General features: G+C 57.1%; 18 protein-coding genes. 7 read left to right on the forward strand and 11 right to left on the reverse strand.

Annotated features, from left to right (window positions below):
• Positions 1-19: 19 nt before the first annotated feature.
• From G538_RS15410 to G538_RS0106255, 6 genes are all read right to left on the reverse strand, one after another.
• Positions 20-1,048, reverse strand: coding sequence for a glycosyltransferase family 2 protein (locus G538_RS15410; protein WP_051196636.1), 1,029 nt, complete (start codon positions 1,046-1,048; stop codon positions 20-22).
• 2 nt (positions 1,049-1,050) lie between these two features.
• On the reverse strand, positions 1,051-1,941 hold the full coding sequence (locus G538_RS0106235) for an N-acetylneuraminate synthase family protein (RefSeq protein WP_029068645.1): 891 nt from the start codon (positions 1,939-1,941) through the stop codon (positions 1,051-1,053).
• A gap of 1 nt (position 1,942) precedes the next feature.
• Positions 1,943-3,211, reverse strand: coding sequence for an acylneuraminate cytidylyltransferase (locus G538_RS15415; RefSeq protein WP_051196637.1), 1,269 nt, complete (start codon positions 3,209-3,211; stop codon positions 1,943-1,945).
• 107 nt (positions 3,212-3,318) lie between these two features.
• A complete protein-coding gene (locus G538_RS0106245) occupies positions 3,319-5,109 on the reverse strand; it encodes an acetyl/propionyl/methylcrotonyl-CoA carboxylase subunit alpha (RefSeq protein WP_029068646.1) in 1,791 nt (596 codons plus the stop codon).
• A 175-nt stretch (positions 5,110-5,284) separates the two neighbouring features.
• On the reverse strand, positions 5,285-5,971 hold the full coding sequence (locus G538_RS0106250) for a Maf family protein (protein WP_029068647.1): 687 nt from the start codon (positions 5,969-5,971) through the stop codon (positions 5,285-5,287).
• Between the two features lie 57 nt (positions 5,972-6,028).
• Entirely contained in the window at positions 6,029-7,732 is a 1,704-nt protein-coding gene (locus tag G538_RS0106255) for a DUF885 domain-containing protein (protein ID WP_029068648.1), read from the reverse strand.
• A gap of 231 nt (positions 7,733-7,963) precedes the next feature.
• Between G538_RS0106255 and G538_RS0106260 the strand changes: the two genes are divergently transcribed.
• Complete coding sequence (locus G538_RS0106260; protein WP_029068649.1) at positions 7,964-8,614, forward strand: vitamin K epoxide reductase family protein; 651 nt, start codon at positions 7,964-7,966, stop codon at positions 8,612-8,614.
• A 41-nt stretch (positions 8,615-8,655) separates the two neighbouring features.
• Positions 8,656-9,774 carry an acyltransferase family protein gene (locus G538_RS0106265; RefSeq protein WP_029068650.1) on the forward strand — a complete coding sequence of 373 codons (1,119 nt, stop codon included), beginning with the start codon at positions 8,656-8,658 and terminating at the stop codon, positions 9,772-9,774.
• On the opposite strand, the gene G538_RS17740 is transcribed toward G538_RS0106265, so the two are convergent.
• Positions 9,710-9,979, reverse strand: coding sequence for an acyl-CoA carboxylase epsilon subunit (locus G538_RS17740; protein ID WP_245566809.1), 270 nt, complete (start codon positions 9,977-9,979; stop codon positions 9,710-9,712). The genes G538_RS0106265 and G538_RS17740 overlap by 65 nt on opposite strands.
• A gap of 25 nt (positions 9,980-10,004) precedes the next feature.
• A complete protein-coding gene (locus G538_RS0106270) occupies positions 10,005-11,591 on the reverse strand; it encodes an acyl-CoA carboxylase subunit beta (protein ID WP_035833475.1) in 1,587 nt (528 codons plus the stop codon).
• 128 nt (positions 11,592-11,719) lie between these two features.
• Between G538_RS0106270 and G538_RS0106275 the strand changes: the two genes are divergently transcribed.
• Positions 11,720-12,556, forward strand: coding sequence for a biotin--[acetyl-CoA-carboxylase] ligase (locus G538_RS0106275; protein ID WP_029068652.1), 837 nt, complete (start codon positions 11,720-11,722; stop codon positions 12,554-12,556).
• Between the two features lie 36 nt (positions 12,557-12,592).
• Entirely contained in the window at positions 12,593-13,726 is a 1,134-nt protein-coding gene (locus G538_RS15420) for an adenylate/guanylate cyclase domain-containing protein (protein ID WP_084618156.1), read from the forward strand.
• Here the strand turns inward: G538_RS15420 and G538_RS0106285 are convergent.
• Entirely contained in the window at positions 13,675-14,472 is a 798-nt protein-coding gene (locus tag G538_RS0106285) for an SOS response-associated peptidase (RefSeq protein ID WP_029068653.1), read from the reverse strand. The genes G538_RS15420 and G538_RS0106285 overlap by 52 nt on opposite strands.
• 3 nt (positions 14,473-14,475) lie before the next feature.
• Positions 14,476-15,114 (reverse strand): peptide deformylase, encoded by a 639-nt coding sequence (def, locus tag G538_RS0106290; protein WP_029068654.1) that lies wholly within the window; start codon positions 15,112-15,114, stop codon positions 14,476-14,478.
• An 89-nt stretch (positions 15,115-15,203) separates the two neighbouring features.
• On the opposite strand from def, the gene G538_RS0106295 reads away from it, so the two are divergent.
• Positions 15,204-16,508 (forward strand): multidrug effflux MFS transporter, encoded by a 1,305-nt coding sequence (locus G538_RS0106295; RefSeq protein ID WP_029068655.1) that lies wholly within the window; start codon positions 15,204-15,206, stop codon positions 16,506-16,508.
• On the opposite strand, the gene G538_RS18210 is transcribed toward G538_RS0106295, so the two are convergent.
• Positions 16,505-16,684 (reverse strand): hypothetical protein, encoded by a 180-nt coding sequence (locus G538_RS18210; RefSeq protein ID WP_157544323.1) that lies wholly within the window; start codon positions 16,682-16,684, stop codon positions 16,505-16,507. The two genes, G538_RS0106295 and G538_RS18210, sit on opposite strands and share 4 nt — an antisense overlap.
• 558 nt (positions 16,685-17,242) lie before the next feature.
• On the opposite strand from G538_RS18210, the gene G538_RS17985 reads away from it, so the two are divergent.
• Positions 17,243-17,431, forward strand: coding sequence for a hypothetical protein (locus G538_RS17985; RefSeq protein WP_157544324.1), 189 nt, complete (start codon positions 17,243-17,245; stop codon positions 17,429-17,431).
• A gap of 230 nt (positions 17,432-17,661) precedes the next feature.
• Positions 17,662-17,883 (forward strand): hypothetical protein, encoded by a 222-nt coding sequence (locus tag G538_RS17990; RefSeq protein ID WP_157544325.1) that lies wholly within the window; start codon positions 17,662-17,664, stop codon positions 17,881-17,883.
• The last annotated feature ends 232 nt before the right edge of the window (positions 17,884-18,115 follow it).

Raw genomic sequence — 18,115 nt, forward strand, 5'->3', positions numbered from 1 at the left:
ATGTGATGCGTTGATGTGGTCATACGATCACCGGCTCAATCGTTTGGTCACTACTGGACTGAAGAAGTGTGGTGATGTTCGCTTGGCGTTCCTCGTCGAGTGTGTCCACAGCAGTGACCATCCAGGTATCAGTGTCGAGTTCGTGCTGCACACGGGTTGCCAAAATATTTAGTAGGTCACCGTGATTTTCGCCTTCTTGGTCGCTGAGGCGTTCGCGGTGAAATAGTGCAATAGATAAGAACTGGCGTGCACGTTTGAGTGAAAGCTCATGATGCTGTGTGTCGGTGAGTCGCCCACTGGCATGTGCGCGCTCGACTTCAGAGGCAATGACGGCAAACGATTCCGTGAAATCGAGTTGCTTAGGCGTGAACGCTGAGGTCAATGAACCTGTGAGGTCGCGCCGGTAGAAAAAGTCGGGTGTGCTCAACACCGCGTAGTTTTCCGCATGAAGATGAACACGCCAGATCATTTCTCGGTCTTCTGCGGTGTGAAGGTCTTCGCGGTACGTCAAGAGCCCACGTTCCTTCAACGATGCGTGAAACAGTCCCGTGCACGGGTACGGATAGTCCAGCATGGTGCTGTAATGCACTGGGGTAACGCTATCCAATGGGTTGAGTACACGGTCGCGTCGTGATTCAGGCGCGTACCACACTTCCCGGTGGCCACTGAATTGGCGAGTGTGGTCAGTCCGAACAAACTCCACTGACAACCTACGCATAGCATCAGCACAATGCCGGAGATAATGTGGGCCAAACCAGTCGTCTGGATCGAGGTAGGCGAGCATCGTACCTGTGGCATGACGTGTTCCACGGTTGCGTGCAGCTGAGACGCCTTGTGGAGTGACGTTGTGCAACGTTGTGAGACGCGGGAAAACGTGATGAAACTCTTCGACAACACGAGTGGTGCCGTCGGTTGATCCATCATTGATGACGATCACTTCCAGGGCATCGAGGTCGATGCCCTGGAAGCGGAGGCTCGTCAGCGCATCGGCAATGTACTGTTCCTGATTGAGCGCTGGAATGATGACGCTGACAAGCGGAGTAGTCATGGTCAGGCGTCTACCCGGCGCAAGCGTGACAGTGGGGCAAGCTCACCTGGGAAGACCCGCTTGACGCCGTCACCCATTGCAGACTCGAGGATGCGGATGTCACGGACAAGGTTGGTGAACCCTGAAGGCTCAAGGCTCGCAGCCTGGTCTGAACCCCACATGGTGCGGTCCAAGGTGATGTGGCGTTCCACGGTGACAGCACCGAGAGCTACTGCGGCGAGAGAGATTTGCAGTCCACGCTCGTGCCCTGAGTAGCCAACAGGAACCTGGTAGCGCTCGGTGAGAGTTTCGATGGTGCGCAGGTTCGCTTCTTCTGGGGGCAGTGGGTAGGTGGAGGTGGCGTGCATCATGACGAGGCGATCGGTGCCCAAGATCTCAACCGCTGCGTCGATCTGCTCAATGGTTGACATGCCGGTCGACAAAATGATGGGCTTGCCGGTTTGTGCCAGTGCACGGAGCAGTTCGTGGTCAGTAACTGATGCTGAAGCAACCTTGTGGGTGGGCACACCTTGGTTCTCGAGGAACTCAACGGATGGAACGTCCCATGGTGAAGCGAACCATTGCAGTCCACGGTCAGCGGCGTGCTGGGCGATCTTTTGGTATTCGCTTTCGCCGAACTCCACACGGTAGCGGTAGTCCAAGTAGGTCATCTCGCCCCAAGGTGTTTGACGGATCTGGTCACGCTGCGCCATGGGGGTTGCGATGTCTGGGGTGCGCTTTTGGAACTTCACAGCGTTTGCGCCGGCGACTGCGGCCACGTCAATGAGCTTCTTTGCAACTTCGATGTCACCGTTGTGGTTGATACCGATCTCACCGATGACGTAGACAGGTGCACCTGCGCCAACAGTTTGGTCGCCGATTGCTACGGGCTTGATGTCTGTTGAGGTGGTCATGTTAGCTCCTTGCTGGTTGGTGTGTTGCTGGGGTTGATTCAGCGAGTTCTTGGGTGGTGGCAGTGGTGTGGGGGTGCTGCGAGTGTGCAGCGAGTCGGGTGGTGCGGATCAGGTCTGTCACTTCACGCACGGCACCGTCTCCTCCGCGGGAGTTCAACACCAGGCGTGCGGCTTTGTGGACTTCAGGGTCAGCATCTGCTGTGGCGATGGGCCACCCCACGCAACTCATGGGCCCGAGATCATTGATGTCGTTGCCGACATAGGCAACTCGGCTGGGGTCAACACGTTGCGCTGACATCCAGGTACGTAGGGCGCTGGCTTTGTCGTCAATTCCGTGTAGGACGTCGATGGCAAGTTTCTTGGCGCGTGCCGTCACAATGGGGTGTTTTTCGGTCGACAGGATCAGCATGGGGATACCAAGATCCCGTAGCCGTGCAACACCGAGGCCATCGCGTCGGTTCACACTGACCTGTTCGTTGCCGTCAACGTCGATGATTGCTCGGTCGTTGGTGTGCACGCCGTCGAAGTCTGTGATGAGCGCATCAACGTCCAACCCCACCAGTGGGCTGTCACGGCGGTGAGTTGCCAGTTGGCGGGCGATATCGAGTTCGGTGTGGTCGTCGATTTCTAGGGCGTCTTGGGCGGAGATTTCCTCTACACCAACAGAGCCGAAGAATCGTGACCCTGAGTTAAGGAACCCTTCGGTACGCATGACGTAGAAGGCCCCGGTTTCCCGGTAGGTGGGTGGTAAATCTTGCCGCCGTGGCCGGTGGTCACGGGAGTGTCCGAGGGGTTCAGCTTCGCCACCAGGTGTGTAGGTCCACCGGAAACCGTGATCTGGGGTGCCTGCAAAGACGACGTCGTGTTCTGCGTTGAGAACGCGATGAATTGCCCGTTGTAATGCAGAGGAATCGATGAAGGGGGAGGTGCACTGAACAAGAACCGTCACGGGTGGGACGTCGTTCCCTGCGTCACGCCACTGGGTGATGGCGTCAAGAATCGCAGATTCGGAACTTGCGTGGTGCGTTGCGGTGTCAGGGTTTCGGTGGATGACTGTTGCCCCGAACGCCAGGGCAGTTTCCGCAATGAGCGGGTGGTCGGTGGAGACCACCACGGCGTGGGTGAGTGCTGTTGAGGACGCGGTGATGGCTCGTTCGACTAAGGAGCGACCCCCGACGTGTTGCAGGTTCTTCAGGGGGATGCCCTGTGAACCGCCACGTGCGGGGATCACGACCAAAGCGCCGAGTTCCGCGTTGACTGTCTCTGTCACACCATGGACAGTATGTGTCCCAGGTTACGCAACGTTGGCTGGCGTGTGGCCCGTACGTGATGTCTCGTGGGTGTTTACATGACCGCTAGGTGAACGGAGAGCGGGGGCTAGTCCGTAATCTCGCAGATGACAGCACCAGTGGTGACGGGGTCCCCTGCTTTGATCTGGAGGCGTGTGATCGTTCCAGCGCGGTGTGCTGTCAACGGTTGTTCCATCTTCATTGCTTCCAGCACAACAATGAGGTCGCCTTGGGCTACGGTTGCGCCTTCTTCAACGGCTAACTTCACGATCGTGCCCTGCATGGGGGATGTGAGGTGGTCGCCGCCGGCTGCTGGTGCACTGCTTGCGCCACGTCGTGGTGCACGTCGGATGCCTGCGCGTGGTGTGGATCGGGAACCTCGACTGGCAAGGCCAAGCCCAACAGGAATAACGACCTCGAGTCGCTTACCTCCCACCTCAACAACTACGCGCTCTGTTTGTTGCGGCTCTTCTGTTGCTGAGGGCACTGCGGTGGAAGGTTGGCCAAGTGTGGTGCAGGTGTCGAGGAATTCGCTTTCGATCCACGAGGTGTAGACCGTGAAAGCTTCCTCAGGATCGCGAGGAGCGAAGGCGTCACAGTCCAACACAGCCCTGTGGAAGGGGAGGACCGTGGCGATGCCTTCAATAGTCATTTCTGCCAAAGCGCGGCGAGCACGGGCGATTGCCTGGGGGCGGTCTTTGCCTGTGACGATGACCTTAGCGATCATTGAGTCAAACGCACCGGAGATTACGTCACCTTCAATGACACCTGAGTCCACGCGGACACCAGGGCCGCTAGGCATAGATAAACGGGTGATGCGCCCGGGAGCTGGCAGGAAGTTCGCGGCAGGGTCTTCACCGTTGATGCGGAACTCAATGGAGTGTCCGCGGGGTGTGGGCTCGGTGTAACCGAGTTCTTGACCTTCAGCGATCCGAAGTTGTTCAACGACAAGGTCGATTCCGGTGATCTCTTCGGTGACTGGGTGTTCTACCTGTAGCCGGGTGTTTACTTCCAGGAATGAGATTGTGCCATCTGTTCCGACAAGGAACTCACATGTTCCTGCGCCTTGGTAGCCAGCTTCTCGCAGGATTGCCTGCGATGCGCTGACGAGTCGTGCGTTTTGGTCCTCGGTGAGGAAGGGGGCGGGTGCCTCTTCGACGAGTTTTTGGTGGCGGCGTTGGAGGGAGCAGTCGCGGGTTGAGACAACAACAACGTTGCCGTGGGCGTCAGCGAGGCACTGTGTTTCGACGTGTCGTGGACGGTCGAGGTACCGCTCGACAAAGCACTCTCCACGGCCGAAAGCTGCGGTTGCTTCACGAACAGCTGATTCGTAGAGTTCAGTGATTTCTTCCGTGGTGCGGGCGACTTTGAGGCCGCGCCCGCCGCCGCCGAAAGCTGCTTTGATGGCAATGGGAAGGCCGTGTTCTGCGGCGAAAGTGTGGACTTCGTCAGGCGTTTCTACAGGATCTGGGGTGCCGGGAACCAGTGGTGCACCAGCGCGTTGGGCGATGTGGCGGGCGCTGACTTTGTCGCCTAGTGCGTCGATGGCTGCGGGGGAGGGGCCAATCCAGATCAACCCGGCGTCAATGACCGCTTGGGCGAAGCTCGCGTTTTCTGCGAGGAATCCGTAACCGGGGTGGACGGCGTTGGCGCCGGAGCGCTTGGCGACGTCGAGAAGTTTCTCGATGTCCAGGTAGGTGTCCGCGGCACGTGTCCCGTGGAGGGAGTATGCCTCGTCAGCGAGGGTGACGTGTAGTGCTTCACGGTCGGAGTCTGCGTACACGGCAACAGAGTTCACACCGTAGTCAGCACAGGCTCGGATGATACGGACAGCGATTTCGCCTCGGTTTGCGATGAGGACCTTCGAGATAACGGGCACTGCCTTACCGTAATGCTTTGGCAGGGTGAAGGGAAAGTGCGCGACCCTGTGGCGTGAAAGATTGGACTGAACCATAAGGCTGTGCGTCTTGCTTTGTATGAACCCGCCATAGATTCTGCGCGTATTGAGGGTTTGGCCCGGTGGTTTTAGTGATGATGCGCTAAACCTGCAGGGCTTAAACACTCCACAGTGACGGCCAAGAGATGTTAAATCGGTCAACGATACGCCGCATCATAGGCAGCGATAAACCCACAACGAGATTGTGGTCTCCCTCGATCCGCTCCACAAAAGCGCCGCCGATGCCATCAATAGTGAATGCGCCAGCTACATGCAGCGGTTCACCGGTTGCTACGTAGGCGTCGATGTCTTCATCGGTGATGGTGGAGAAGTGAACGGTTGTTGTTCCTGATTCCCCGTGTCCTTCCATGGGGACACTGGTGTGCCCCTGCTGGGGTGGTCCAGGTTCACCGTGTGGGTCGAGTTCCACCACCCAGTGCCCGGTGTGGAGGACTCCGTGGTTGCCGCGCATGGCATGCCACCGTGCGCGAGCGACGTCGGGTGTGTGTGGCTTTCCGAGGATCTCACCGTTGAACTCAAGCATGGAATCGCAGCCAATGACTAAGACCCGTTTGCCTGCGGGTGCTACGGCTCGTGCGCTGCCTAGGGTGGTTGCCACTGATTCTGCTTTTGCCCGTGCTAACGCAAGAACAGCATCGGCGGGTTGCTGTTGTGGTGGGTAGGGCAGGGCCGCAAGAATGGCATCTTCATCAACGTCGGACACCATAATTTGTGGTGAAATGCCTGCGCTGCGCAGGATTTTTTGGCGGGCAGGGGAGGCGGAAGCAAGGATCAGCGTGGTCACCCCATAACCATACGGTTGGGGTGGGTGCACCGGCGAACCGGGCACCCACCTGCTCACCTAGTGGGAGAGTGTCTCTTTGAGAACATCCAAACCAACTGAGCCGAGGCCCAGCGCGCGTGCGTGGAATGCCTTGACATCGAATTGTTCACCAGCTGCTTCGGCACGTGTTTGCGCGTCGGAGCGAATCTGTTCCCACAGCCGTTGCCCCACCTTGTAGGCGGGAGCCTGACCTGGCCACCCCAAGTACCGGTTCAGTTCAAAGCGGATGAAGTCTTGGGGCATGTTGACGTTTGCGGACAGGAAGTGCCATGCCTTCTCTGCATCCCATGTTCCGCCACCCCACTGTTCGGGGCAAGGCTTCTTCAAGTGCACACCGATGTCTAAGACCACGCGGGCGGCACGCATGCGCTGCCCGTCGAGCATGCCAAGGCGATCCGCTGGGTCGGAAAGGTAACCCAACTCTTCCATGAGGCGCTCAGCGTAGAGTGCCCACCCTTCACCGTGACCTGACACCCAGCAAATGAGTCGGCGCCACGAGTTCAGGGATTCGCGGAGGTAAACGGCCTGTCCGAGTTGCAGGTGGTGGCCGGGAACGCCCTCGTGGTAGACGGTTGTTTTTTCGCGCCACGTGTTGAAGGTTTCTACTGAGGGCGGTACTGACCACCACATACGCCCTGGGCGGGAGAAGTCATCACTTGGCGGGGTGTAGTAGATGCCACCGTTGCTGGTGGGGGCGATCATGCATTCGAGGTCTAGGACTGGTTCTGGGATGTCAAAGTGGGACTGTCCTAGTTCGCGGATTGCTTGGTCCGATGTTTCTTGCATCCATGCTTTGAGGGCGTCGGTGCCGTGCAGAACGTACCGTTCGTCTTCGTCGAGGCGGGCTACTGCTTCTTCAACGGTTGTGCCTGGGCCGTAGAGTTCCTCAGCTGTTGCTTGTTGTTCTGCAACGATGCGTGCGAGTTCTTCTAAGCCCCACTCGTAGGTTTCATCAAGGTCGATGCTCGCGCCAAGGAAGTACCGTGAGGACAACTGGTAACGTTCGCGACCTGCGGCATCGTCGGTGGGTGCCAACGGTGCGAGTTCGTTCTCGAGGTAGTCGGCGAGCAGACCGTAGGCTTCGGCTGCTCCACGCGCCGCAGTTTGCAGTGCAGCGGTGAGCGCGGCGGAGTCGTCTGCCTCAGCGAGCACAGTTTGCGCAGATTCACTTGACACAAAGGTGACAAAAAACGATGTTGTGGGATCTGCGATCTCACGAGCCTGTTTCACGCCTTCAGTCACCTGGAGCAGCGCAGGTACTTTGCCTTGTGAAGCGCCGTAGCGCAACGATTCAATGTATGAGCTGATCGAGGTAGGCAACGCCGCGAGACGCGCGGCAATATTGCGCCAGTTATCTACGGTTGCAGTAGGAGTGATGTCAAAAACATCGCGAATTCCTTGCAGGGGGGAGGCAATGACATTGAGGTCAGCGTGTACCCACCCTGACTCGAACATTTCGATCTCAAGTCCCATACGCTCTGTCATTGCAGCGACAGTGACATCATCGGTGTCGTCCTGGCGTGGAGTTTTGGCAATGTTGGCTAGGGTGTCGCGAGTCAAATCGACGCGGCGCTGGTGGCCTGCCGGCGAGTAGTCGGTGACGAGGTGGTCGTAACCGGGAATGCCGAGAGCAGTCGCGCCAAAGGGGTCAAGGGCAGCGAGGTCTTGTACATATGCGTCAGCGATCTGGTCGATCGGTGACGGCGTGCGTGATGTCGTCATACTCCGACGTTACCGCAATGACGTTACTGACCAGTTACATTACTAACCACTAAAGGAGTGTGCCTGCCATAACTTCAGTATCGTGGGTGCAGAGCGCACATCCAAAACTCCCCCTTGCCGTGTAAGACACAGCTTGTGGTCAGCATCAACACGGGTTGAGGACCATCGTCCCGGACACACCCGGGTGGCAGCATGGAACTCTTGGGGGACAACCATAACTGGAGGGGGACCATGACAGCCACGCATACACAGGAGGATGAGGCCGCCGATGCGGAGTTCCCGCTCTATGGGCGTAGGCACTCAAGCCGTCGAATCTTCATCAAAATGCTTGTGGCAGCAGTGCTGTCATTGGTCGCTGCGTTTGTGCTCGCTGTCGACGCGATGAAGTTGGCATCCGATCCGACCTTAGCGTTAAGTTGCGACCTCAATGCGGTACTGAGCTGTGGAACTGTCGCACTGTCATGGCAAGCCGAAGTATTTGGATTCCCCAATGTTTTCCTAGGGCTCATCTTTGAACCCATGGCAATCACTATGGCATTGGTGGGACTTTCAGGGGTGAGAATTCCTCGCTGGTTGGCGCTTGCCGAGCAAGTAATTTACGGCTTTGCGTTGATCTTCGCGTTGTGGCTTTTTAGCCAGTCGATGTTTGTCATTGGCTCCTTGTGCCCATGGTGCATGCTGATCACATATTCCACTGCCTTCATTTTCCTGTCGATGTTGCACTACAACATTCGAGAGCGAAACATCTGGCGCTCTGGCCGGGGAGCGCGGCTCGCTTACGCCTTTATCGCCAAAGACATTGATCTCTATGTCGGGATTGGCTACGTTGCTGTCATCACGTTAATGGTCATTGTGAAATACGGTCCACAACTCGTTGCCTGAGCGTTGCCTGACATTCACCTGGTGACACTAGCGTGTGCTGAGTGACCATAGGCGCCTCCCCACCCCTCAACCAGACGCCACCTGAGATTCGTGAGGTGGTAGCACCCACACCACGTGTACCGCGTATTCGCGAACCGTTGTGGGACAACGCTCGCCTGCTGGCAGCTGTGTTGATTTGTGCCGGGCACTTCACCGACCCCTTTGTGGCCCCAGATAACTCATGGGCAGCCTTATGGGTGGCGTTGTGGCCGTTTCGAGTGCCAGTTTTTGTGGTGCTGTCGGGCTATTTCACGTCAACGCAGCCCCACACACTGCGGTCAGTGTGGGCTCTGGTACGTGACATCGCGTTGGTGTACGTGATTTTCCAAACGATCGCGATTCTGCAACAGGGTTGGTACCGCGACATATGGGACTGGTCCTATGACGAACCGGGCTTGGCGTTGTGGTTTCTTCTCTCTCTGTTTGTGTGGCGCCTTGCTGCCCCGTATCTGTGGCGTATCCCCGGGCGTTTAATAGTCGCGTTCGCTGTTGCAATCTTGGGCGGATTTCTGGACTTGTCCACTCAGTGGGCGTGGGCGCGCACTGTCGCGTGGCTTCCGCTATTTGTGGTGGGTTTGGAGCTTCGAAACCCTCGCTTCGTCGCTTGGTTACGCGTTAGAACCCAACAAATAGTCGCTAGCGTTCTGCTGACGGTCTCCTTGGCAGCGGGAATGCTACTGGGTGGGCAGGTCCGCCGCAGCCCACTGATGATGCGCTCAGGTTACAGTGGGGCTTTCGAGTCACAGATCATTGATGCTGGTGTGCGTTCCGTGGCTTTAGTGGTTGCGGCGGTCCTTGCTTTGGCGCTCTTGAGTGTCATTCCACGGGGGCGCATCGTGTGGTGGACGGCACTTGGCGCTGGGTCCTTCACGGTGTACCTATTGCACCCTGTGGTGTTGCGATACCTGGCATCGTTGGATGTGTTCTCTGACTTGGTCACGACCCCCAGATGCTTAGCGTGGGCGGCTGGTGCTGTGTTGTTGGGGCTTGTGCTTGCGACTCCACCGGTGCGGCGGGCAACAGCGTGGCTGACAAGACCCCGAACGTTCGCAGTGTTTATGACCGGTGTGACCAGCGCCAGCCGCCTGCGCGGTCGCCGGAACCGGCGGCCATTGCCGTGACGCGTCGCTGATGGGAACGACGACTCCACGCCGAAGTGGGTGGCGAGTGTGGTTCTTCGTCAGCCGAATGGTGCGATACAACGGCGGCAAGGCCAGCAACTAGTGCTGCGACCTCCACGTCGTTGGGGTTGCCCCCCACGACGTGGAGTCGAGCGGCTGCCTCTTGTGCAGCTTTGATGATGTCTGCTTGAGATGCTTCACTCACGTGAATGCTCCCTGTTGAGTGATGGTCACAGTGGGATATTTCCGTGTTTCTTCGTGGGAAGTGTGGCACGCTTTGTGCGCAGTGCCCGCAGGGAACGGACCACCTGTGTTCGGGTTTCGCGCGGGGCGATGACAGCGTCAACGTAGCCGCGTTGCGCGGCGTCCCACGGGTTGACGATAGCTTCTTCATACTCTGCCGTCAGACGTGCACGTTCAGCGTCGACGTCTCCACCAGCTTCAGCCACAGCCGCCAGGGCGCCTCGTTGCAAAATGTTCACTGCGCCGCCTGCTCCCATGACTGCGATCTGTGCGGTGGGCCAAGCAAGGTTGATGTCTGCGCCAAGCTGTTTGGAACCCATCACAATGTATGCACCGCCATAGGCTTTACGGGTGATGAGGGTGATGAGCGGGACGGTGGCTTCAGCGTATGCGTAGATGAGTTTCGCGCCACGCCTGATGATGCCATTCCACTCTTGGTCGGTGCCGGGTAAGAAGCCTGGCACGTCAACCAACGTCAAAATAGGAATGTTGAAAGCATCGCAGGTGCGAACAAAACGTGCGGCTTTTTCTGCCGCATTAATGTCGAGCGTCCCAGCCATGGACATTGGCTGGTTGGCAACAATACCGACCGATTGTCCGTCTACGTGCGCAAAGCCGATGAGGACGTTCTGAGCGTAGAGTGGCTGAACTTCGAAGAACACGCCGTCGTCAACGATGTGCTCAATGACAGTGCGCATGTCATAAGGCTGATTGTCAGAATCGGGGATGAGAGTATCAAGTGCTTCATCGTCGAGTGAGACCTCAAGGTCGACATCAACGGGGTACTCTGGCGCATCTGACAGATTGTTTTGAGGCAGGTATGACAGCAGGGTGCGGACGTAGTCAATAGCGTCATCCTCATCGGTGCCCATGTAGTGGGCTACCCCAGAACGTTGGTTGTGCGTGCGTGCACCACCGAGTTCTTCAAAACCGACGTTTTCTCCCGTGACTGACCGAATGACATCCGGGCCAGTGATGAACATGTTTGAGGTGCCGTCAGCCATCACAATGAAGTCCGTCAGGGCGGGGGAGTACACCGCTCCACCAGCTGAAGGCCCCAAAATCAGTGAGATTTGTGGAATAACACCTGAGGCTGCAACATTGCGCCGGAAAATCTCAGCGAACTGCGTCAGCGCGGCAACACCCTCTTGGATGCGAGCGCCTCCGCCATCAGATATTCCAATGAGTGGGGCTCCAGTGCGTAGGGCCATGTCCATGACTTTGGTGATTTTTTGGCCGTGGACCTCACCAAGGGAACCTCCAAATGAGGTGAAGTCTTGGGAGTATACGCATACTTGGCGGCCATCGATTGTGCCGTAGCCGGTGACAACGCCGTCACCGTCGATCTTCTTCTTGTCTAGCCCGAAGTTTGTTGACCTGTGTTGCGCGAAAGTGTCTAGTTCCACGAATGATCCGGGGTCTAGCAGTGCTTCAACGCGTTCACGGGCTGTCTTTTTGTTCCGTGCGTGCTGTTTGGTGTGAGCCGTCGACTCATGGTCAGCGATCGCTTTGGCGCGGCGCTTGTCGAGGTCGGCGAGCTTGCCAGCGGTAGTAGAAAGATCAGTCACATCCATGAGACTAGTTGGCGTAGCGTCTTGATGTACACCGCGCCACCCGAATCAAAACGGAGAACTAGTTGTTGATTTCCTACAATTTTGTGGTTCTACATGACCTTCACAGAAAGACAATGCAGTATTGAGGTATGCCCTCACCAGACCTTGACCTCTTGAACTCGTTGTTGTTGACGCCAGCTGGCCCGCTGGATGACATTATCGTGAAGGAGTCAGTGACTTCCACGAATGATGAGTTGCGCGATCATGTGGAGCACAGTGACCAAGCACCGGGGCGGGTGATGCTTGTTGCCCGCCATCAGCAGGCGGGGAAAGGGCGTGCGGGCCGCCAGTGGGTGACGGGGCCGGATCAAGCACTGACAGCGTCTATTTACTTTGAACCTGACATTCCGGCCGATGCCATGACGTGGTTGCCGCTGATTGCTGGGTACGGGGTGGTTACTGCGTTACGGGGCACCTATGCTGTGCCTGCAGCATTGAAGTGGCCGAATGACATTGTTGTTGCTGACCCTGATGCCCCTCAGCACGCTGGATGGTCGCATCTGCGAAAGCTTGGGGGGATTCTTGTTGAGCGGGTGGGTGAGCACGGCGTGATTGTTGGTGTGGGGATCAACGTTCATCAAGAGGTTGACGAGCTTCCGGTGCCTACTGCCACGTCATTGTCTGCACTGGGGGTGTCCGACGCGTCAGTGACATTCCTGCTTGCCGGAATTGTGCGCGCTTGTGCAGATGTTTTACTCCAGTTTGCTGAAGCGAATGCCGATATCATGGCATCTGGGTTGAGGGACGAGATTACACAATCCACCGTCACAATAGGCTCGACTGTTGTTGCTGAACTCCCTGACGGGTCCAGCATTGATGGTCAAGCAGTGGGCCTTGACCCGCGCGGAGCGCTCCTGATTGAACGCGACGGAGGGAACGTCACAGCAGTTACAAGCGGTGATGTGTATCACCTTCGCCTAAAATAACGTTGGCACACACACCACATTCCTACTGCGGGAGACATGGACACCACACCACACCCCCTTGGCGACACCCCGCCACCAGGCGAAACATCCGCAACCACCCCCCACAGTGCCACGTCACGCGCTGACACCAGCCGGCGCATCGACGACGTCCTACTGAGAGGCCCAGCCCTTTACAACGAAGAAACTCTCTGCGAGGTGACTGGTGCAACCTCTGCACAGGTCAACTCCTATTGGCAAGCGCTAGGGTTGCCCGTCACCAACCGATCAGCAGTGATCTTCACCGAAGATGACGCTGACGCACTGAGATCAATTCTTGTTCTCGCAGAGGCTGAACAATTTGATCACCGCACCCTGACGTCACTGATCCGTTCCGTGGGGCACACAGCCGACCGGTTAGCGTTGTGGCAAGCTGAAGCCCTCGTTGAACACATGGCACACAATTTTGACCTCGATGACCTCAGTGCCCGACAAGAAGTGCTGAAAAAACTCCCAGATATGATCCCAGTGCTTGAGGAGCAAGTTCTGCATGCATGGCGCCGACAGTTTGCCGCGCTTGCGGGCAGGTGGTCGGTGGAGTTTTCCACCCAACGCCCCGATCAGGGCTCTGGTGGGGGAGTACTGCCACTACCGCGGGCGGTGGGGTTCGCAGACATCGTGTCGTTCACGTCGCAGACAGCGAAGATGCGGTCCTCGGAGTTGTCAAACTTTGTGTCAAATTTTGAGGCCTCTGCGCGTGACGTTATAACCCGTGCTGGTGGCCGGGTAGTGAAGACCATTGGCGATGCGGTGCTATATATCGCCGATGACGTAGTTACCGGCGCAAATGTTGCGTTGGGTTTGGCGCAAGCAGGGCAAAGCTCTGATGATGCTGACGCCGATGTTCCCCCGGTACGGGTTTCTCTGGTGTGGGGCCGAGTGCTCTCGCGGTTTGGAGATGTGTTTGGGCCTTCGGTGAACCTTGCTGCTCGGCTCACTGATGAAGCTGAACCAGGGGAGGTGCTCCTTGACCCTCACACGGCGGCACTCCTTGCAGGGGACCACCGTTTTGCGTTGACGGGGACTGAAGCCCGAGATTTGCAGGGTGTGGGGAGTGTTGCTCCAGTGCGTCTTCAATGGGCTTATTCGCCGACGCCATTACCGTCCATGCCGGGAAGTGGCGTGATCAAGTGAGGGCCGTTATTGCGGACGTTACCCACCTCACGGCTGACTTGGTGTGCCGTCAACAATGGTGGCGCTGAACCCAGCACATCGGTGATGACTGTGCGAGATGCATCAGGGTGCAGCCACTGATCCCAACTGGTTGACAGCACAATCACAGGGCGACGGTCGTGAATATGCGCGAACTCTGGAAGCGCCTGTGTGGTGATCACAGAGGCGGTGACTAACCACGTACCATCTGGTGCTTGCCAGAATTCGTACACTCCAGCGAACATCATGACGTTGCTGTCAGCAGGCGCAATAAACCAGGGGGTTTTCACCCCGCCCTGCGGATCGGACTGCCATTCGTAGTACCCGCTGGCAGGAATAAGACAGCGCCGGGCGCTAATAGCTGCCCGAAAAGCAGGCTTATCAAAAATGGTTTCGCTGCGAGCGTTGATCATCCGAGAACCGATGCGCGGATCTTTGGCCCACGAGGGAACCAGACCCCAGCGGGCGCGCCGCACTTGGCGGCGCACCTCACCAGGTGCAAGAGCATCAGGCACGCATCCATCACAGGTCAACAGATCGCCCACACTGCGTTCTTCGCGCAGTGGACGATCAACAATGATGGGGATGTCTTGGCCCGGTGCAATGTTCCATGAAGCAGGCATGGCAAGCGTCTCATCTCCGAAGAGAACGCCATGGTCATACCCGGCGAGGGCGAACGCATCAACGAGGTCTCGTGCTTGTGCCGCTGAAGCATAACGCCCACACATCAACTACTCCGCCCCGTTGTCCTCATCAAAGTCATCGTCGTCAATATCATCATGGCCAAAGGGATCACGGTCCACACCCGGCATCCACGTCAAACCTGGGACGCCCCAACCAAACTCTTTGGACAATGCGCGAGCCTCACTAGCATCTTTGCCCTTGAGCCGGTCCACATACAAGAAGCCATCAAGGTGATCAAACTCGTGCTGCAACACCCGAGCAAACCACCCCTCACCATCGACCTCAATAGGTGCACCATGTTCGTCAAAACCAGTCAACCGCACAGCAAAATGGCGTTTAAGGTCAAAATCTGGCCCAGGGAATGACAAGCACCCCTCCACATCGGTCAACGACTTAGGGGGACGCTTACCCAAACCCTGCGCAAGGAAACGAGCAGGTCGCTGCACAATCGCCATCGTCGGATTGATCATCACACCGCGCCGCTGAGTGTCCTCATCAGGGGCATCAAAAACGAAAACTCGCCGAGAAACCCCAATTTGAGGAGCAGCCAAACCCACCCCATTGGCAGCAGCAAGGGTGTCAAACATGTCAGCAACCAACGTACGCAACTCATCGTCGAACGCTGTTACTTCCGCAGCGCGCTGGCGCAGTACAGGGTCGCCATCAATGACGATTGGGTGAATCATGGAATCTCTTTCAACAGGGTAACCAACCTAACGCACCATTTTATCGCGTGCCCCTGCCCCGCCGCCCCCCACATAGATATGATTTATCCGTGAACAATCCCGCGGAGCCCGCAGAAAATCCAAGCCAAGCAGCACTCCCACGCTACCGCCCCGGCATCAAATACATCCTCATGCTGGGCGCAATAGCGGCCATACCCGCGATCACCACCGACATCTATCTCCCCTCACTGACCACAGTGCGCGACGAACTGTTCACCACCGACTCCGCAGCCGCACTCACCATGTCCGGCATGCTCGTGGGAGGCGCACTCGGACAACTCTTCTGGGGGCCACTCACCGACCGTTTCGGACGCAAACGCCCACTGCTCTTGGGGCTGGCGCTACACGTCATCACCTCCATCCTGTGCGCGATTGCCCCAAACATCGAAATCCTCATCGCACTGCGGTTCCTGCAAGGTTTCTTCAACGCCGCCGCAGCCGTCGCAGCGATCTCCGTCATCCGCGACCGTTTCGTCGGAGCGACAGCAGCGCGCCTTCTCTCACAACTCATGCTTGTTGTTGGTGTTGCACCACTATTCGCCCCCTCAATCGGAGGAGCAATCGCCTCAGTCAGCTCATGGCGCTGGGTATTTGGGGCACTCGCCATCATCGGTGTCCTCATGGCACTGATCGTTGCCCGCTGGCTTCCAGAAACACACGCCCCCGAAAAACGCTCAACAGGTGGTGTGAAACAGGTCGGACGTGGCTACCTCACCCTCGCCACAGACACCCGATTCCTCGCGCTTGCAATGCTTCCAGCGCTAGCCATGACCACTATTTTTGCTTACGTTGTGGGGTCCACCTTCGTTTTCCAAGAGCAGTACGGGCTCAGTGTGTCCCAATACTCTCTGCTCTTTGCAGTCAATGGGATGGCGTTGGTGGTGTCCGCGCAAATCAATGCGAGCCTAGTTCGCAAATTCTCCCCAGAGAACCTGTTGCGTGTGGGACTCCTGGCGCAATTCAGCGTATCGGTTGCTCTTGTTGTCCTCGCCATCACCGGGTTTGGCGGATTCTGGGCCTTTGCCTCAGTGCTGTGGTTGCTTCTCGGGTGCCAAGGATTCATCGGTGCGAACGCACAAGTCCTCGCCCTGGCAAATTACGGATACATGGTCGGGACAGCGGCAGCGGTTCTCGGGTCTTTGCAATCCGGAGTTGCTGGTGCGCTTAGCCCACTCGTTGGAGTGTTCGGGGGCAGCGCCCTGGCCATGGCTGGTGTGATCTGCGGAGGGCTTCTCGCTGCGAACCTGATCGTGTTGTTCGGCACCGACCTGACCGCTGCGGGCCGGCGAATCCAAGCTCGCAAAACCGTGCAACGGCAAGTACGAGAACAAGAAATCACAGACCCAACCCACTAAAATCCTGCGGTGCCTGCGGTGCCTGCGGTGCCTGCGGTGTCTGCGGTGCCTGCGGTGTCTGCGGTGTCTGCGGTGTCTGCGGTGTCTGCGGTGTCTGCGGTTGCTTGAAGCGGCTGACGTTGATGGGATGGCAGTATGAAACGTTTTCTACTGCACCCAATTGTCGGCGCTGTCATTGCTGGAATTTTCGTAGCTGCTGTCGGATCCTTCGTTTTGTGGCTAACGGATTGGCCCGCTTTTTGGACTCGGATGGGTGTAGCAGTTGCGTTCATGATGGGGCTGGCTCTATACGATTTATTTTCTCGGTATCAAAAGAAAAAGCGACACGATGCCGAGGCTCTTCAGCGCACGGAGTAGAAGCAGTAACCACGTTTGTTCCTCAGTTTCAACCTTTCGCAAGTTTGGATTCTTCTCGCAAACTTTGAAACTTCATGGATTTTCGATCGCGGACCGAATCTCGTTGCTGGCAGGGGTACTGGTCGCGAATCTGATCGATGTGTTCGGCACAGGCCTGACTGCTTCCGGTCTGCAAATCCAAACCCGCAAGTCCTTGCAACAGCGTGTGCGAGAACAAGAAATTACCGACCCAACACACTTAAAATTTGCGCAAGCACTGCTCGATGCGGTCACTTGGGTAGGACTGCGAAAACCTGTCGTGGAGAGTCGTTGCGACGCAGTTTGGTTCGTTGGCAGTGGATGCAGCGTCTCGGTGATCAGCGACCCAACTTGCACCCGTGGGTGCAACAAGTGACGAGATTGAACGTGCAATCGCGGCTCACGAAGAGAGCCTGTCGAGCCAAGGCTATGCGCTCAACGGAGAGATTGGCACATTCGGCCCAGCCGACTACTACTCCTACTGTGAAGAGGGGAGGAGTGGACTCATGGTATGGACGAATAACTCGCCTTCGAACTGCTACGGATAGTACTATAAGTACTTAAACGGTCAAAGAGTTTCAAAGGTTAATATGATCCGACTCAAGGCCGAAAATGGTCCGGGAGTCAGCCTTCCTGACCTCAGTGCGTGGTGCTCCAACAACAGTTTTTGGTGCAACCTTGTGACAAATGCGATTCCTCTCGGGGGTGTTGGCGCCTATCTTAAAAAGCTCATGAGATAAGGGATGCTTGAAGTGACTGACGATCGTGGGAGAAGAACATGAGACGCGTACTAGGGAAGCCATTCGTTTTCGGTGCAATTTTTGCTACCTTCGGGCTTGCTATCGCAGCAATCATTTTGCGGTTCACCGATTGGCCCGCTTTTTGGACTCGGATAGGTGTATCAACTGCGCTCATTGTGGGGCTGGCTCTCTACGTGTTTCTCTACCGGCATCGACAGAATCGTCGACGCGATGCCGAGGCTATCCAGGGCACGGAGTAGAACCTGTAGCCACGGGGGTGCCTCAGTTCCAACCACTCGCAAATTTTGAAACTCCATGATGTTTCGATCGCGGAGTGAATTTCGTTGCTGGCAGGGGGTCTGGTCGCGAATCTGATCGTGGTGTTCGGCACATGCCTGACTGCTTCCGGTCAGCAAATCCAAACCCGCAAGGCCCTTCACCGGTGCGTTGGAGAACAAAGAAGGACCAATTCACACCACAAAGAAACCGCGC

The organism is Jonesia quinghaiensis DSM 15701, assembly GCF_000423205.1.
Taxonomy (GTDB): domain Bacteria; phylum Actinomycetota; class Actinomycetes; order Actinomycetales; family Cellulomonadaceae; genus Jonesia; species Jonesia quinghaiensis.

What these genes read in the sequence shown, in the direction of transcription:
- G538_RS15410 (WP_051196636.1), bottom strand. Translation starts at nt 1,048, where the DNA reads ATGACTACTCCGCTTGTCAGCGTCATCATTCCAGCGCTCAATCAGGAA.
- G538_RS0106235 (WP_029068645.1), bottom strand. Translation starts at nt 1,941, where the DNA reads ATGACCACCTCAACAGACATCAAGCCCGTAGCAATCGGCGACCAAACT.
- G538_RS0106255 (WP_029068648.1), bottom strand. Translation starts at nt 7,732, where the DNA reads ATGACGACATCACGCACGCCGTCACCGATCGACCAGATCGCTGACGCA.
- G538_RS0106260 (WP_029068649.1), top strand. Translation starts at nt 7,964, where the DNA reads ATGACAGCCACGCATACACAGGAGGATGAGGCCGCCGATGCGGAGTTC.
- G538_RS0106270 (WP_035833475.1), bottom strand. Translation starts at nt 11,591, where the DNA reads ATGGATGTGACTGATCTTTCTACTACCGCTGGCAAGCTCGCCGACCTC.
- G538_RS0106275 (WP_029068652.1), top strand. Translation starts at nt 11,720, where the DNA reads ATGCCCTCACCAGACCTTGACCTCTTGAACTCGTTGTTGTTGACGCCA.
- G538_RS15420 (WP_084618156.1), top strand. Translation starts at nt 12,593, where the DNA reads ATGGACACCACACCACACCCCCTTGGCGACACCCCGCCACCAGGCGAA.
- G538_RS0106285 (WP_029068653.1), bottom strand. Translation starts at nt 14,472, where the DNA reads ATGTGTGGGCGTTATGCTTCAGCGGCACAAGCACGAGACCTCGTTGAT.
- def (WP_029068654.1), bottom strand. Translation starts at nt 15,114, where the DNA reads ATGATTCACCCAATCGTCATTGATGGCGACCCTGTACTGCGCCAGCGC.
- G538_RS18210 (WP_157544323.1), bottom strand. Translation starts at nt 16,684, where the DNA reads ATGACAGCGCCGACAATTGGGTGCAGTAGAAAACGTTTCATACTGCCA.
- G538_RS17990 (WP_157544325.1), top strand. Translation starts at nt 17,662, where the DNA reads ATGAGACGCGTACTAGGGAAGCCATTCGTTTTCGGTGCAATTTTTGCT.